This window comes from Aquitalea sp. S1-19 (assembly GCF_024343515.1).
Genome location: NZ_RJTZ01000027.1, coordinates 18114 through 34451 on the forward strand (window position 1 = coordinate 18114; position 16338 = coordinate 34451).

The following is a 16338-nucleotide window of genomic DNA, read 5'->3' on the forward strand; positions in this document are numbered from 1 at the left end:
TAAGCCAATCAGACGATTCACCTTGCGCTGACGCGGGTAACACTGACGCGTCAACAGCCAAGGTGAGGCCTTATGCACGTCCATCCTTCCCCCATTCCCGAGGGCCGCTTCGTCACCCTGCCTGACGGGCTCAAGCTGCATTACCACGAAGAGGGCACAGGCTTGCCGGTGCTATGGCTGCACGGCAGCGGCCCGGGTGCCAGCGGCTACAGCAATTTCAAGGGCAACGTGCCGGCCTTTAGCGCGGCCGGCTACCGGTCGCTGGTGCTTGATCTGCCCGGCTTCGGCCTGTCGGACAAGCCGGACAATGTCGATTACGACCTCGATTTTTTCGTGTCCAAGGTGGCCGCCTTTCTCGAAGGCGTCGGCGTGACGCGCTGCGCGATACTGGGCAATTCACTGGGCGGCGCCATCGCGCTGGGGCTGGCACTCAAACACAGCGACATCGTGTCGGCGCTGATTCTGATGGCGCCAGGCGGCGTCGAGGAGCGCGAAACGTATTTCGCCATGCCCGGCATCCAGCGCATGGTCGAGACCTATAGCAAGGGGCCGATGGGGCCGGCTGAAATGCGCCATGTGATGACGCTGCAACTGTTTGACCCGTCGCGGCTGTCCGACGAGCTGATCGCCGAACGAGCCGCCATCGCCCCGTCGCAGCCGAAAAACCTGTTTTCCACCATGCGTGTGCCGAACATGACGCAGCGTCTGGCCGAGCTTGCCTGCCCGGTGTTCGGCTTCTGGGGCCAGAACGACCAGTTCAACCCGGTGTCAGGGGTGCTGAAGTTTCTCGCGCATACGCCCGATGTGCGCTTTACCGTGCTCAACCGCTGCGGCCACTGGGTGCAGGTCGAGCACCGCGAACTCTTCAACCGCCAGTGTCTCGATTTCCTCAAGGAGCAAGCATGCCCACAGCCCTGATTCCGCATCTTGCGCGCGAGCTCTATCGCGCGCTGCGCGAGCGGCAAACCGTGGCCCCGCTCAAAGCGCGCCACCCTTCTATCTGCATCGAGCAGGCCTACCATATTTCGCAGGCCATCCTGCGCCTGCGCGAAGGCGACGGCGAGCGCGTAATCGGCAAGAAGATCGGCGTCACCTCCAAGCCGGTGCAGGACATGCTGGGCGTGCACCAGCCCGACTTCGGCTTTTTGACCGACCGCATGCAGCTCGCTGATGGCAGCACGGTCAGCCTGTCCGGCACTGGCCTGATCCAGCCGCGCGCCGAAGGCGAGATCGCCTTCTTCCTCAAGCACGACCTCACCGGCCCCGGCGTCACACGCGAGCAAGTGCTCGCGGCCACCGCCTGGGTCGCTCCCTGCTTCGAGATCGTCGACTCGCGTATCGCCAACTGGCAGATCGCGATCGAGGACACCGTCGCCGACAACGCCAGCTGCGGGGTGTTCGTGATCGGGGACGCACGCGTGGACCCGGCCACGCTGGATCTGGCGGCCTTGCGCATGGACATCGAGAAAAACGGCGTGCACGCCGCCAGCGGCCTGGGGTCGGCCGTGCAGGGCCACCCGGCCGAAGCGGTGGCATGGCTGGCTAACACCCTGGGCGAATTCGGCATCGCGCTCAAGGCCGGCGAAGTGATCCTGTCCGGTTCACTCGCCCCCTTGCTGCCGATTGTCGCCGGCGACCGTTTCAGCATGCAGATCGAAGGGCTGGGCGGCGCGTCCATCGCCTTTAGCGAATAAGCCCTCACGGCGACAAGGAGAAAACCATGAACAAGATCAAGTGTGCGCTGATAGGCTCGGGCAATATCGGCACCGACCTGTTGTACAAGCTCAAGCGCAGCGAAGTGCTGGAGCCGGTATGGCTGGTCGGCATCGATCCCGACTCCGAGGGTCTGGCGCGGGCGCGCGAGATGGGCATCAAGACCACCGCCGATGGCATCGCAGGCCTGCTGCCGCATATCCAGACCGACGATATCCGCATCGCTTTTGACGCCACCAGCGCCTATGTGCACAAGGCCAATTCGGATGCATTGACCGCGCTGGGGGTCAAGGTCATCGACCTCACCCCGGCCGCCATCGGCCCCTATTGCGTGCCACCGGTCAACCTGGCGGCACATCTGGATGCCAACGAGCCCAACGTCAATATGGTGACTTGCGGCGGGCAGGCCACCATCCCCATGGTGTACGCGGTCAGCCGCGTACAGAGCGTGGCCTACGGCGAGATCGTCGCTACCGTGTCCAGCCGCTCGGCCGGGCCCGGCACGCGCAAGAATATCGACGAATTCACCCGCACCACCGCAGGGGCGGTACAAAGCGTGGGCGGCGCGCGCGAAGGCAAGGCCATCATCATCCTCAACCCGGCCGAGCCGCCTTTGATCATGCGCGACACCATCCACTGTCTGACCGACAAGGCACCGGACGAGGCGGCCATCACCCGCTCGGTACACGCGATGGTCGATGCGGTGCAAAAGTATGTGCCCGGTTATCGCCTGGTCAACGGGCCGGTATTCGACGGCAACCGCGTCTCCATCTATCTCGAAGTCGCAGGTCTGGGCGACTACTTGCCGCGCTACGCCGGCAATCTCGACATCATGACCGCTGCCGCCGCCAGCACCGCCGAAGCCTTCGCGCGGCGCATGCTGAAAAACGCCAAACTCGCGACTGTTTAAGGAAGACTGCCATGAACCTTTCCGGCAAGAAAATCACCGTCCACGACATGACACTGCGCGACGGCATGCACCCCAAGCGCCACCAGATTTCGCTTACGCAGATGGTTGACATCGCACGCGGGCTGGATGAGGCCGGCGTGCCGCTGATCGAAGTCACCCACGGCGATGGCCTGGGTGGCGCCTCGGTCAACTACGGTTTTCCGGCGCACTCGGACGCCGAATACATCGGCGCCGTCGTCGAAACCGTCAAGCAAGCCAAGGTATCGGCGCTGCTTCTGCCCGGCATCGGTACCGTCGATCACCTGAAAATGGCGTTCGACCTGGGGGTGAACACCATCCGCATCGCCACCCACTGCACCGAAGCGGACGTGTCCGAGCAGCATATCGGCGCCGCGCGCAAGCTGGGCATGGATACCGTCGGCTTTCTGATGATGGCGCACATGAATACGCCCGAGGGCCTGGCGCGCCAGGGCAAGCTGATGGAAAGCTATGGCGCCAACTGCATCTATATCACCGATTCGGCCGGCTATATGTTGCCGGACGACGTAAAGGCGCGCATCGCTGCACTGCGCGCCGTGCTGGACCCGGCCACCGAGATCGGCTTTCACGGCCACCACAACCTGGCGATGGGCATCGCCAACTCGCTTGCCGCCATCGAGGAAGGCGCAAGCCGCATCGATGCCGCGGCGGCGGGTCTGGGGGCAGGAGCAGGCAATACGCCAATGGAGGTGCTGGTTGCAGTATGCCAACGCATGGGCATAGCGACCGGCGTCGACCTGTTCAAGATCTCTGACGTGGCCGAAGACCGGGTGATTCCCATCATCGATTTTCCGATCCGCATCGATCGCGACGCGCTGACCCTGGGTTACGCCGGCGTCTACGGCTCTTTCCTGTTGTTCGCCAAGCGCGCCGAGAAGAAATACGGCGTGCCGGCGCGTGAAATCCTGCTCGAACTGGGCCGACGCGGCATGGTCGGCGGGCAGGAAGACATGATCGAAGACACCGCCATCAATATGGCGCGCGAACGGCAAGCGCGCGCACAGGCCACCTGCTAAGCCTGCGCCTTGCAGCCCTGCAGCCTGATGGCGCGGGGCTGCTGTACACGATGCCAAATCTCGCGCCAGCCGTGCGCACCTGACCCGGGAGCCTGCCTGATGCCACCCATGACTTCCCAGCTGACCCGCCCGATGTGGGGCGCGATGCTGGCCGCGAGCTTCGCCTCGACCATAGGCGGCCTGCCCTTCAATGCGCTGCCCATCCTTCTGGGTACGCTCTCCGATAGCTTCAGCCTGGGCAGCGCTGCCACCGGACTATTGGGTTCCAGCTGTTTTGCCGGCTACCTGCTGGGCACCTTGCTTGCCGCGCTTTATATGGACAAGTTCAACTGGCCATGGCTGACGCGGCTGTCGGCGCTGGGCGCCGCCGGCGCGCTGTTGCTGTCTTCGCAGTTGCCGCTGTGGTTCCAGTATCCGCTGTGGGCGCTGGTCGGCTTTTTTGCCGCGCTGATGACCTGTCTGGGGCTGCGCATCATGGGTGCGCTGCCGGACAAGGAGCGGGCGCTATCGCTCAGGCTGGCCATCGAACTGGCAGTGACCTCGGCGGTGCTGTTCGTGCTGCCGCCGCTTGTCATCGCCCGCTGGCACTACCCGGGGCTGGTGCTGTCGCTATCGGCCATCATCCTGCTGCTGTCGCTCTCCAGTCTGAAGTTGCCACGGCGCGACGCACTGCCCGGCACCCGTGCCGCTGGTGACGCGCACAGCATCGCCGACTCGCTGCGCCTGCCATGGCCAGCCTTTGTCGCGCTGGCGTGCTTTTTTGCCTACGGCACCGGCCAGATCGGCTTGTGGGCCTTTCTCGAGCGCATCGGCCACAGCCATGCGTTAAGCGCGTCCGAGCTGGGGCTCACCTTTGCCGTGCTCAAACTGCTGGGCGGCGCCGCTGCCGGGTCGCTGATCCTGGTGGGTGAACGTCTGGGCTACCGCTTGCCGCACGGCATCGTGCTCTTGGTGATTGCCGCCGGCCTGCTCTTGATGAGCCAGGGTGGTTTTGCCGGTTTCGCCATCGGCGCCTGGGTATGGGAAGCGGGCTTTACCTGGGGCTGCATTTACCAGACCGCCGCCATCGCCCGGCTGGATGCGTCCGGGCGTTCGGTGATGCTGATTCCGGCGGCGTTTGCACTGGCAGCCATGCTGGGGCCGGGACTCGCCGGCTTTCTGTCTGCCAGCGGCTTTGCCCCGCTTTACCTGCTGGCGGCCACCACTGCCCTGCTGCCCGTTGCCGTTTACACCCTGTTTCTCGCGCGACGCATGACCCAGCCCACCGCCCCGCAAGCCGGCGATGTGGCCCATATCGCCGATGTACTCTGACGCACGACCGAGACACACATTTAGTCTGCCCGGACGATGACCCACACGGCATGCACCAGGCAGTATGATGACAGCAATAAGAACCCGGGAGACAGTAATGACGCAGGCTTACATTTTCGACCATGTGCGCACGCCGCGCGGCAAGGGCAAGAGCGACGGTGCGCTTGCCGAGGTCACCCCGACGGCACTTGCCGCACAAACCCTCAAGGCGCTTGCCACACGTAACGAACTGGACACCCGACAGGTGGAAGACGTGACCCTTGGTTGCGTGGTTGCCGTCGGCGAACAAGGCGGCAATATCGCCCGCATCGCAACGCTGGCCGCCGGGTTTGACGAGTCTGTCCCCGGCGTGCAGGTCAACCGCTATTGCGCTTCCGGCCTCGAGGCGGTCAACCAGAGTGCAGCCAAGGTGATGGCCGGGCAGGCGCAGCTTGTCATCGCCGGCGGTGTCGAGAGCATGAGCCGCGTGCCGATGGGGGCCGACGGTGGCAGCTGGGCCATCGACCCGGCGGTCGCCTTTCACACCCGCTTCGTGATGCAGGGCGTCTCTGCCGACCTTCTGGCGAGCAAATACGGCTACAGCCGGCACGATCTGGACGCCTATGCCGCTGAAAGCCACCGCCGCGCAGCGCAAGCCTGGGCCGAAGGCCGCTTTCAGCGCTCGATCGTACCGGTGACCGACATCCTCGGCCTGACGCTGCTCTCTAACGACGAAACCATTCGTCCCGGCACCAGTGTCGAGAGCCTGGGCGCACTCAAGCCCGCCTTCGCCCAGATGGGCGAGCAGGCCGGCTTTGACGCACTGGCGCGCCAACGCTATCCGGAGGTGGAAAAGGTCCGCCACCTGCACCACGCCGGCAACAGCTCGGGCATCGTCGACGGCGCGTGCGCGCTGCTGATCGGCTCGCTGGAGGCTGGCCGTGCACTGGGACTGACTCCGCGCGCGCGCATCAGAAGCTTCGCCAGCATCGGTTCGGAACCGACCATCATGCTCACCGGCCCGTCATTCGCGGCCGAGCGCGCGCTGAAAAATGCCGGCATGCGCGCAGCCGACATCGATCTGTGGGAGCTGAACGAGGCGTTCTCGGCAGTGGTGCTGCGCTTCATGCAGGCGATGGACGTCGCGCACGACAAGATCAACGTCAACGGCGGCGCCATTGCCATGGGTCACCCGCTGGGTGCGAGCGGCGCGATGATATTGGGCACCTTGCTCGATGAAATGGAGCGCCGTGGAGACGCCACCGGGCTCGCCACCTTGTGCGTCGGTGCCGGCATGGGCATCGCTACCGTTATCGAACGCGTCTGAGAGGGCGGATCATGATTGATTATTTCAAGTGCGAACTGGCCGCCAACGGCATTTTTACCCTGACCATAGACCAGCCTGACAGCCAGGCCAACGTAATGGACCGCCACTTCATCGACAGCTTCCGCCATCATGTCGATGCGGCGCTGGCCGACGCGCAAGTCAAGGGTGTGCTGCTGACTTCGGCCAAGAGCTCCTTCGTTGCCGGCGCTGATTTGAAAACGCTGGAAGCCTCACTGTCCGAGACCCCTGATGCGGCCAAACTCTACAGCGAGTGCCGCGCGTTTTCCGCCTTGCTGCGCAAGATAGAAACCGGCGGCAAACCCTTTGCCTGTGCGCTCAATGGCGCAGCGCTAGGCGGCGGCTTCGAGATCGCGCTGGCTTGCCACTACCGTTGCGCTGCCGACGTCAAAGGCATGATGGTCGGTCTGCCCGAAGTCGGCGTCGGCCTGCTGCCCGGTGCCGGCGGCACCCAGCGCTATTTGCGCATGCTGGGCGTGGCACGCGCCCTGCCCTTGCTGCTGCAAGGCTCGCAGATCAAGCCGGCCAAGGCGCTGGAGATGGGCCTGATAGACGCGCTGGTGCCGGCCGAAGAGCTGCTGGACTGTGCACGCACATGGCTTACGGACTCACCCGACGCAAGCAAGCCATGGGACCGCAAGGGTTTTCGCATTCCCGGCGGGCAAAACCCGCTGGAGCCGGCCATTGCCCAGCTATTTTTGGGCAGCAACGCGTCGGTACAAGCCAATACCTGCCACAACCTGCCGGCACCGCAAGCTATCCTGAGCTGCCTGTACGAGGGCATGCAACTGCCCATGGACAAGGCGCTGGACATCGAGTGCAAATACTTTGTCAGGCTCAACCTCGATCCGGTTGCCGGCAACATGATACGCACGCTGTTTATCAACAAGGGCAAGGCCGACCGCCTGATGCACCGCCCTGACAGCATCGCCAGGCACAAGCACCAGAAAATCGGCGTACTGGGCGCCGGATTGATGGGCGCAGGCCTCGCGCTGGTCGCCGCGCAAGCCGGCATCGCAGTGGTGCTGATAGACCGCGAGCAGGCGGCAGCCGACAAGGGCAAGGACTATGCGCGTACCCGCCTGGCGCGCGACCTTGAAAAGGGGCGCACGACGCAGGACAAGATGGACGCGGTACTGTCCCGCATCAGCGCGACTACCGACTATGCGCTATTGCAGGACGCAAGCCTGGTGATCGAGGCGGTGTTCGAGGACCGCGCGGTCAAGGCCGAAGTCTTCGCCCGCGCCGAAGCGGCACTGCCGTCTTCGGCCATCCTCGCCTCCAACACTTCGGCACTGCCGATTACCGGCCTTGCCGCCACGCTTGAGCGCCCCGGCAACTTTATCGGCCTGCATTTTTTCTCGCCGGTCGAGCGCATGCCGCTGGTCGAGGTCATCAAGGGCCATGAGACATCCGACCATGCACTGGCGCTGGCACTGGATTTTGTCGGCCAGCTGAAAAAAACGCCGATCCTGGTCAACGACAGCCCGGGTTTCTTTACTAGCCGTTTCTTTGGCGCCTTCCTCAACGAGGGCATCACCATGGTGGCCGAGGGCATCTCGCCGGTACTGATCGAGCAGGCGGCGCACCTGGCCGGCTACCCGGTAGGGCCGCTGGCGGTAGCCGACGAGGTGGGGCTGGATCTGGCGCACAAGGGCGCACAGCAGCGCCGGCAGGACGAGGGCGATAACTATCACCCGGGCTCGTCGGTGCCGGTGATCGCCGAGCTGGTCGTCAAGCACGGCCGCCACGGCCGCAAGAACGGCATGGGTTTTTACGAATATGGCGACAGCGGCAAACAGCTGTGGAGCGGGCTTGCCGCCATCTGGCCGCAAAAAACCGAGCAGCCGGATGTCGAGCAGGTGAAAGCGCGGCTGCTGTATGCGCAACTGGCCGATGCCGCACGCACCATGGCCGACGGCGTGCTGTTTGATGCCGCCGACGGTGACGTCGGCGCCTGCCTGGGCGTCGGCTTCCCCGCCTATCTTGGCGGGCCGTTCTCCACAATGGATACCCTGGGTCTGGCTCAAGTAATAGCGCGCTGCGAGCTTCTGGCACGCGAAGTCTCGGCCGAGCGCTTTGCCATCCCCGAGCTGCTGCGCGACATGGCGAAAAACGGCCAGCGCTTCTATGGCAAAAACGCCCTCGTTGCGTCTGCATCGCGCAAGGGAGAGACGGCATGAGCGCGCCACTGAAGGGTGTGCGCATTCTGGACCTGACCCAGCTCTTGCCCGGGCCGATGTGCACGCTGCATCTGGCCGACATGGGCGCCGAGGTGATCAAGGTCGAGCCCGCCAAAGGCGGCGATGCCGCACGCGGCATGGGCCAGGGCGAATTTTCCACCCTGTTCTGCATGCTGTCGCGCAACAAGGGCTCGCTGGCGCTGGACCTGAAAACCGATGCCGGCGTCGCCATCATCAAGGCGCTGGTCAAATCCGCCGACGTGCTGGTCGAGGGCTTCCGTCCCGGCGTGATGGACAAGCTGGGCTTAGGCTGGGCGGCACTGTCGGCCATCAACCCCAAGCTCGTCTATTGCGCGATCTCCGGCTACGGCCAAAGCGGCGCACGTGCTGCACTTGCCGGTCACGACATCAACTATCAGGCGCTGGCCGGCACGCTGGACCAGAACGGCGCGGCCGGGATGGACCCCGTCAGCGGCAACTTCCCGCTCGCCGATATCGCCGGCGGAGCGCTCAGCGCCGCCACCGCCATCTTAGCTGCGCTGTTTGATGTCGCGCGCGGCGGCGACGGGCGTTATATCGATGTGGCCATGGCCGACAGCGCCACCGTGCACAATGTGATGGCGCAAGCCGGCGCGGCACAGGCCAGGACGGCCCCTGCCCGCGGCGAGGATTATCTCTCCGGCGCCCTGGCCTGCTACGGCGTCTACCGCACCGCCGACAACCGCCATCTGGCCGTCGGCGCCATCGAATTCAAGTTCTGGCAGGCGTTCTGCCAGCGCATCGAACGCAGCGACCTGATCGCACAAGGCCATGTAGATGGTGATGCCGGTCGCGCCGCACGCGCCGAGCTGGCCGGCGAAATCGCCCGCCATACCCTGGCTGAATGGACACAGAAAATGGAGGGGCTGGACGCCTGTGTCACCCCGGTACTCAGCACCGAAGAAGCGCGTACCGATGCCCTTAAGCGTGGCGTAGCCTTTGACGGCATGCACCCGGTATTCGGCGCCTACCCCGGCTTTGCCCCACCGTTTCGCATGACGGGCTGCGACTTTGCCATAGCGCGCGAAGCACCTGCGCTGGGCGCGGACAATACGCGCCTGCTGGCTGAAATCGGCTACACGCCACGCGATGCCACCTAAATCCCAATGGAGCCTACGATGACGCAAGCTTCCAGCTACAACCTGGCCGATCTGTTTGAACAGGTCGCTCACGCCGTCCCCGATCGCAGCGCCGTCATCAGCGGCGAAGCCACGCTCAGCTACCGCGAACTCGAAGCGCGCGCCGACGCGCTGGCTGCCCTGCTGGCCCGGCGCGGCATCCGGCGCGGCGACACCGTCGGCCTGTTGCTCTACAACGGCGCCGAATATCTGGCCACGTTTTTTGCCGCCTGCAAGCTGGGCGCGCTGCCGGTCAATATCAATTACCGCTATGTCGGCGCCGAACTGGCCTATGTATTCGACAACGCACGCCTGTCGGCACTGGTGTACGCACCCGCGCTCGCCGACACCGTCGCGGCCATCTTGCCCGACTTTCCCGCCATTCAGGTGGCGCTCTGTTGCGACGCGGCACTCGAGACCGAACTGGCCGCCCCCCACGAACCGGCACCCAGGGATGGTCGCAACGACGACGATCTGATGCTGCTGTATACCGGCGGCACCACCGGCGCGCCCAAGGGCGTGATGTGGACGCACAAGGCACTGTTCTTCGGCGCACTGGGCGGGGGCGATATGTACCGCAAGAGCGGCCAGCCCGTCACCAGCCCGCAGGAATTGGCGGCCATCGCCCAGGCCGGCACGCCTTTGCGCTTCATGCCGGTTGCGCCGATGATGCACGGCGCGGCGATGTGGGCGACGCTGGTCTCGCTGTTTGCCGGCCACACCGTGGTCACCACCACGCAAACCGGCTTTGACGCCATGCATGTGCTCGATACCATGGCGCAGCAGCGGGTCAACATCACCGCCATTGTCGGTGATGCGATGGCGATGCCGATACGTGATGCGCTGGAGGCAAACCCGGACCGCTGGGACTTGTCTGCGGTGTATGTATTCGGCTCGGGCGGCGCTCCGTTTGCCCGGCATCTGCAGGACGACATCAAGCGCCATATGCCCAATGCCCATATGGGCAACGGCTACGGCACCAGCGAAGGTGGCGTGATCGGTCAGGGGCCGCGCCCCGACGGCGAGGGGCTGATGACATTGCAACTGGGGCCGGAACTGGCAGTACTGACTCCGCTGGGCAATGCCCATGTCGCGCCGGGCGAGACCGGCATCCTCGCCCGCGCCGGCCATGTGCCTTGCGGCTACTGGGGCGACGAGAGAAAAACCGCCGAAACCTTTATCCAGCTGGACGGTGTGCGCTACGCGCTGCTGGGGGATGCCGCGCGCCTGGAAGCCGACGGCAGCACCATCACCCTCTTGGGCCGCGGCTCGCAGTGCATCAATACCGGTGGTGAAAAAGTCTTCCCCGAGGAAGTCGAGGATGTATTGCGCCGCCACCCCGACGTCACCGATGTGCTGGTAGTCGGCGTCCCCGATCCGCGCTGGGGGCAGAAAGTCACCGCCGTGGTCAGCCTGCGCCGTGCGGCCAGTGCCGGCGACGAGGCACTGCTGCGCGAACACTGCCGCGACCTGCTTGCCGGCTACAAGCTGCCCAAACATGTTGTGGTGGTGCCCGAAGTCGCGCGCTCGGTTGCCGGCAAGGCCGATTACCGCTGGGCACGCCAGACGGCCGAGAGCACACTGCAAAACGGAGAAAAATCATGAGCAAGGTCTTGACCCGTATCGATGGCCGGGTTCTTTCCATCACCATCAATCGCCCCGAGTTAATGAACGCACTGGACAGCGAAACCCACCGCCTGATGTCCGATGCTCTGGATGCTTACGCAGCAGATGACGAGTTGTGGCTATGCGTGCTGCGCGGCGCCGGCGGCCAGGCCTTTTGCGCCGGCGGCGACATCGGCGCGATGCATGCGGCCGCCAATGGCGGCGAACCCTATGTGGTGCCGACAAGCGGCTACGGCGGTCTCACCAGCCGCTTTGACCTTAACAAGCCGGTGATCGCCGTGGTTGACGGCATCGCCATGGGCGGCGGCTTCGAGATTGCGCTGGCGTGCGATCTGGTAATCGCCGGCGAAAGCGCGCGTCTCGCCCTGCCCGAACCCAAAATCGGCGCCGTCGCCTACGCTGGCGGCATGCACCGTCTGCCGCGCCAGATCGGCATGAAGCGCGCGATGCAGCTTTTGCTCACCGGCGAGACCGTGCGCGCCGCCCAGGCGCTGGACTGGGGCCTCGTCAACGAGGTCGTGCCCGACGCCGAGCTGGACGCTGCGCTCGCACGCTGGACAGCCAAACTGACTGCGTGTGCACCACTGGCGATACGGGCGACCAAGGCCTGCGTCAACGCGGGGCTGGACCTGCCGCTCTCGGCAGCACTGGCGCTGCAGGACACGGGCGGCATCGCCGCGCTGGAAGCCATGCGCGCAAGCCGCGACGTAATCGAAGGCATTGCCGCCTTCAGCGAAAAACGCAAGCCGCAGTGGCTGGGGCGCTGAGCCTCCTCCAAAAGGACGATGAAGCCAGCCGGCACCATGGCAGAATGAAGTGATCAGCCGGGCGACAGACCCGCAACACAGGAGACCAGCATGCCCAGATTGTTCGATCAATGGCGTCAGCACAGCCCGCATTACAACGAGAGCCACGATGCCTGGGGCGAGTCGGTGCGCCGCTTCGTCAGCCGCGAAGTGACTCCCCATATCGATCAGTGGGAACAGGACGGCGAACTGCCGCGCTCGCTACACCAGAAAGCAGCTGAAACCGGCATCCTGGGCATGGGTTTTCCCGAAGTCTATGGCGGTATCAGCGAAGGGCTGGATACCTTTCACGGCATCATGTTCTCGATGGAAATGGCCGAAGCCGCCTCTGGCGGTCTGCTGGCCGGCCTGATGGTGCACTCGGTCGCGCTCAAGCCGGTGATCGCGCTCGGTTCGGAAGAACTCAAGGCGCGCATCGCACCGGCGGTGCTCTCCGGCGACAAGATCATGGCGCTGGCAGTGACCGAACCCTCGGGCGGGTCGGACGTGGCCAATCTCAAGACCCGTGCCGAGCGCGTCGGTGACCATTATGTGGTCAACGGCTCCAAGACCTTTATCACCTCGGGCATGCGCGCCGACTATTACACGGTGGCGGTACGCACCGGCGGACCCGGCGCCGAAGGCGTGAGCCTGCTGCTGATCGAGAAGGACGCACCGGGCTTTAGCCGCACCAAACTCGACAAGATGGGCTGGCACTGCTCCGACACCGCCACCCTGCATTTCGACAATGTCCGCGTGCCGGTGGAAAACCTGATCGGTGCCGAGGGCCAGGCATTTCGCGGCATGATGAAAAATTTCAACGGCGAGCGCCTCGGCATCGCCACCACCTGCTGCGGCTTTGCCATGGTGGCGCTGGAAGAGGCACTGGCCTGGGCGCAGGAGCGCACCACCTTCGGCAAGAAGCTGGTGCAGCACCAGGTAGTGCGCCAGAAGCTGGCCGAAATGACGCGCGAAATCTACGCGTCGCTGGCCTGGGTCGAGCGCTGCGCGGCCGCGATCGACGCCGGGCACGAAAACCCGGCCGAGATTGCACTCTTGAAGGTACAGGCGACGCGCATGCTCGAGTATGTGGCCCGCGAATCCTGCCAGATTCTGGGCGGCGCCGGTTTCATGCGCGGCGTGAAATCCGAACGCATCTTCCGCGAAACCCGTCCGCAGTGCATAGGCGGCGGTACCGAAGAGATCATGCTGGATCTGGCTGCGAAGCAGCTGGGTTATCTGGGATAAAACCGCTAGAGAACGGCGGTCGTGCCCCAAGCGGGTCGGCCGTCTCTGTCTTGCCTGTCACCCCGAGGAGGCTGCATGTCCGCACCCGAACACGCCCCGATGAACCTTGCCAACGCATTTGACGCCATCGTGCATGGGCGCACCTCGACCCGTGCCTTTCTGGCAGAAGCGCTGCCACGCGCCGCTATCGAGCACGCGCTGCATCTGGCCTGCCAGGCCCCATCCAACTGCAATACCCAGCCATGGCAGATTGCCGTCGCCTCGGGCGACGCACGTACGCGCCTGGCACAGGCCATCGCCGGCGAAATGGCCAGCGGGCGCATGGCGCCTGACCTGCCCTACGATGGCCGCTACGACGGCGTCTACCGCGAGCGCCAGAGCGGTGCCGCCGAGGCGCTGTACGGCGCCTGCCAGATTGCACGCGACGACAAGGCCGCACGCAGCCGCCAGTTCATGCGCAATTTCGATTTTTTCGGCGCGCCGCATGTGGCGTTTTTCTTCCTGCCAGCAGGTTTTGGCACGCGCGAAGCCGCTGACCTTGGCATGTGCGCGCAGACCTTCATGCTCGCGCTGACCGCCATGGGTTACGCCAGCTGCCCGCAAACCTCGCTCAGCTTCCACCCGCAGCAGGTGCGCGCCGAGTTCGGCATCACCGAAGCCTGGCAGCTGATGTTCGGCATTTCCTTCGGCCGCGCCGATACAACAGCCGCCGTCAACCAGGCCGCCACCACACGCGACATCGGCAGCTGCGTGCTTTTTGCCGGAGACCGAGATGGATCACTTTGACTATATCGTCATCGGTGCAGGCAGTGCCGGCTGTGCACTGGCAGGCAGGCTGAGCGAAGACAAGAGCGTGAGCGTGCTGGTACTGGAAGCGGGCGGCAGCGACAAAAACCTGCTCGTCGACATGCCTGCAGGCTGGGGCATGACACAGACCCCCGGCCATGCCATGAACTGGTCGTACCAGACCGGCCCCGAGCCCGGGCTGAATGGGCGCCATGTGCCGCTGCCGCGCGGCAAAGTCATAGGCGGCAGCTCCGCCATCAACGGTCTGTTATATGTACGCGGTCAGCGCGAAGATTACGATGACTGGGAAGCGGCCGGCGCCACGGGCTGGAGCTGGCGCGAGGTTGAACCCTATTTTCTGCGCTCGGAAAACAATCCGGCACAGCCTGGCGCCGCGCACGGTCATGCCGGCCCGCTCAAGGTGGCCAATCTGGTTGACCCCTCGCCGCTATCGGCCACTCTGATCGCGGCTGCAGTCGAAGCCGGCATCCCCGCCAGCACCGATTTCAACGGAGATAGGCAAGAAGGCGTCGGCTACTACCAGGCGACGCTGGATGGCGCGCGCCGCTGCTCGGCTGCGCACGCCTATCTCGCGCCGGCATTGGCGCGCGGCAATCTGGCGCTCACCTCGGGCGTCACGGTGACGCGCATCGTCTTCGATGGCCCGCGTGCGGCCGGCGTCGAATACCGTCAAAACGGCGTCTTGAAACTGGCCACGGCCAGACACGAAATCCTGCTGTGCGCCGGCGCCATCGCCAGCCCGCAATTGCTGATGCTCTCCGGCATCGGCCCCAAGGAGCATCTGGCAAAGCATGGCATCCCGACGCGGTTCGATGCCCCGGGTGTAGGCGCCAATTTGCAGGACCATCTGGTGGTGCCGCTGATGTGGCGGCTCAAGGCGGGTCAGGCGTCGATGAACAGCCGCCTCACCGGTGTGGGCGTGCTGCGCGAGGTGCTGGCCTACTGGCTGAAAAAACAGGGCGCGATGACCATGCCGGCGGCCGAAGTCGGCATTTTCTGCAAGAGCTCGCCGCAACTGGCGCGGCCCGATCTGCAGTTCCATCTGCTGCCCCTGTCGGGCGAGCTGGAATCGGCCAAGAAGTCGCTGCATGCTTACCCCGGCTACACCCTGGCACCCAATGTCTGCCGCCCCACCTCGCGCGGCCATATCCGCCTTGCGTCGGCCGACCCGGCCCAGCCGCCACAGATCGTGATGAACTATCTCACCACCGACTACGACATCGACACCACACTGGCAGGCATAGACTGGGCGCGGCGCATTGCCGCCGCCCCTGCACTGGCTGCAGTAACCGAATCCGAGACCTACCCCGGCGCGGCCATCCGGGAGCGCGAAGACTTGGTGGCGTTTGCCAGACGAAGCGGCACCACTGGCCACCATCCGGTCGGCAGCTGCCGCATGGGCAGCGATGAGGCTTCCGTGGTCGATACCGAGCTTAGGGTACGCGGCGTCAGCGGCCTGCGCGTGGTCGACGCGTCGGTGATGCCGCTGTTGATTTCCGGCAACACCAACGCCACCGCGATCATGATAGGTGAGCGCGCAGCCGAGTTCGTTGCCAAGGCGCGCCGTGCCCGCCTCAAAACTGGCGAGAAACACAGTGCCTCCATGACCCCCAGCCCTGCCGCCGCTCTGTAACGGCAAGATATACGCATGGCACAAGTCCCCGCCATGGCCGCCGGGGTGCGTAAACGGCAATTCAGTGCCGGCAAACGGCTGAAAACGGCGCCACCGTGGGCCGAACGGCGTCCCCTCTACAGAAGGCCTGACATGCAGCCACAGCAAGCACAAGACATCGCCCCGGCACTGAGTGCCTGGCTCGCCCAGCGTCACGGCGGCAGCGCACGCATTCTGGCACTTCACCCGCCGGCACAGGGCTATTCCAACGAGACCTGGCTGCTTGATGCCGAACTCGGGCCGGAGACCAGACGCCAGAGTCTGGTGCTGCGCCTGGCTCCAACAGGGGTCGGCCTGTTTCCCGGCTACGATCTGGCGCTGCAGTACCGGGTGATGGCGGCGCTGGCAGACAGCCCCGTGCCGGTGCCCGATCTTTATGGCTTCGAGGATGACGCCTCCGTGCTCGGGCGGCCGTTTTACCTGATGCAGCGGATCGAAGGACGGGTGCCAAACGAGAACCCGCAATACCATATTCAGGGCTGGCTGGCCGAACTTGACGCCGACAGCCAGCGCCGCCACTGGTTTGCCGGCATAAAAACCGCCGCGC

The 16338-nt window shown here is 64.8% G+C and carries 14 protein-coding genes; all 14 read left to right on the plus strand.

Annotated features, from left to right (window positions below):
• Window positions 1-72: 72 nt before the first annotated feature.
• Window positions 73-918: an alpha/beta fold hydrolase gene (locus EGI20_RS06180; RefSeq protein ID WP_498630546.1), complete on the plus strand. Its 846-nt coding sequence runs from the start codon at window positions 73-75 to the stop codon at window positions 916-918.
• Window positions 903-1694, plus strand: coding sequence for a fumarylacetoacetate hydrolase family protein (locus EGI20_RS06185; protein ID WP_498630548.1), 792 nt, complete (start codon window positions 903-905; stop codon window positions 1692-1694). The genes EGI20_RS06180 and EGI20_RS06185 overlap by 16 nt, the downstream gene beginning before the upstream one ends.
• A 26-nt stretch (window positions 1695-1720) precedes the next feature.
• The gene (locus EGI20_RS06190) at window positions 1721-2623 is read left to right on the plus strand and encodes an acetaldehyde dehydrogenase (acetylating) (RefSeq protein WP_498630550.1); all 903 of its coding nucleotides are present in this window, start codon (window positions 1721-1723) and stop codon (window positions 2621-2623) included.
• 11 nt (window positions 2624-2634) lie between these two features.
• Window positions 2635-3678, plus strand: a complete 1044-nt coding sequence (gene dmpG / locus EGI20_RS06195; protein ID WP_498630552.1) for a 4-hydroxy-2-oxovalerate aldolase — start codon at window positions 2635-2637, stop codon at window positions 3676-3678.
• A 99-nt stretch (window positions 3679-3777) separates the two neighbouring features.
• The gene (locus tag EGI20_RS06200; protein WP_498630554.1) at window positions 3778-4989 is read left to right on the plus strand and encodes an MFS transporter; all 1212 of its coding nucleotides are present in this window, start codon (window positions 3778-3780) and stop codon (window positions 4987-4989) included.
• Between the two features lie 97 nt (window positions 4990-5086).
• Window positions 5087-6295: an acetyl-CoA C-acetyltransferase gene (locus tag EGI20_RS06205; RefSeq protein WP_498630556.1), complete on the plus strand. Its 1209-nt coding sequence runs from the start codon at window positions 5087-5089 to the stop codon at window positions 6293-6295.
• 11 nt (window positions 6296-6306) lie between these two features.
• A complete protein-coding gene (locus EGI20_RS06210; RefSeq protein ID WP_498630558.1) occupies window positions 6307-8496 on the plus strand; it encodes a 3-hydroxyacyl-CoA dehydrogenase NAD-binding domain-containing protein in 2190 nt (729 codons plus the stop codon).
• On the plus strand, window positions 8493-9635 hold the full coding sequence (locus EGI20_RS06215; RefSeq protein ID WP_498630560.1) for a CaiB/BaiF CoA transferase family protein: 1143 nt from the start codon (window positions 8493-8495) through the stop codon (window positions 9633-9635). The genes EGI20_RS06210 and EGI20_RS06215 overlap by 4 nt, the downstream gene beginning before the upstream one ends.
• Before the next feature lie 18 nt (window positions 9636-9653).
• Window positions 9654-11258, plus strand: a complete 1605-nt coding sequence (locus EGI20_RS06220; protein ID WP_498630562.1) for an AMP-binding protein — start codon at window positions 9654-9656, stop codon at window positions 11256-11258.
• Complete coding sequence (locus EGI20_RS06225) at window positions 11255-12046, plus strand: enoyl-CoA hydratase-related protein (RefSeq protein ID WP_498630564.1); 792 nt, start codon at window positions 11255-11257, stop codon at window positions 12044-12046. The genes EGI20_RS06220 and EGI20_RS06225 overlap by 4 nt, the downstream gene beginning before the upstream one ends.
• Window positions 12047-12136: 90 nt before the next feature.
• Window positions 12137-13312 carry an acyl-CoA dehydrogenase family protein gene (locus tag EGI20_RS06230; protein ID WP_498630565.1) on the plus strand — a complete coding sequence of 392 codons (1176 nt, stop codon included), beginning with the start codon at window positions 12137-12139 and terminating at the stop codon, window positions 13310-13312.
• Window positions 13313-13387: 75 nt separating this feature from the next.
• Complete coding sequence (locus EGI20_RS06235) at window positions 13388-14098, plus strand: nitroreductase (protein WP_498630567.1); 711 nt, start codon at window positions 13388-13390, stop codon at window positions 14096-14098.
• Window positions 14085-15752, plus strand: coding sequence for a GMC family oxidoreductase (locus EGI20_RS06240; RefSeq protein WP_498630569.1), 1668 nt, complete (start codon window positions 14085-14087; stop codon window positions 15750-15752). Before EGI20_RS06235 ends, EGI20_RS06240 begins: the two co-directional genes overlap by 14 nt.
• A gap of 132 nt (window positions 15753-15884) precedes the next feature.
• On the plus strand, window positions 15885-16338 hold a 454-nt coding region (locus EGI20_RS06245; protein ID WP_498630571.1), incomplete at its 3' end, for a phosphotransferase.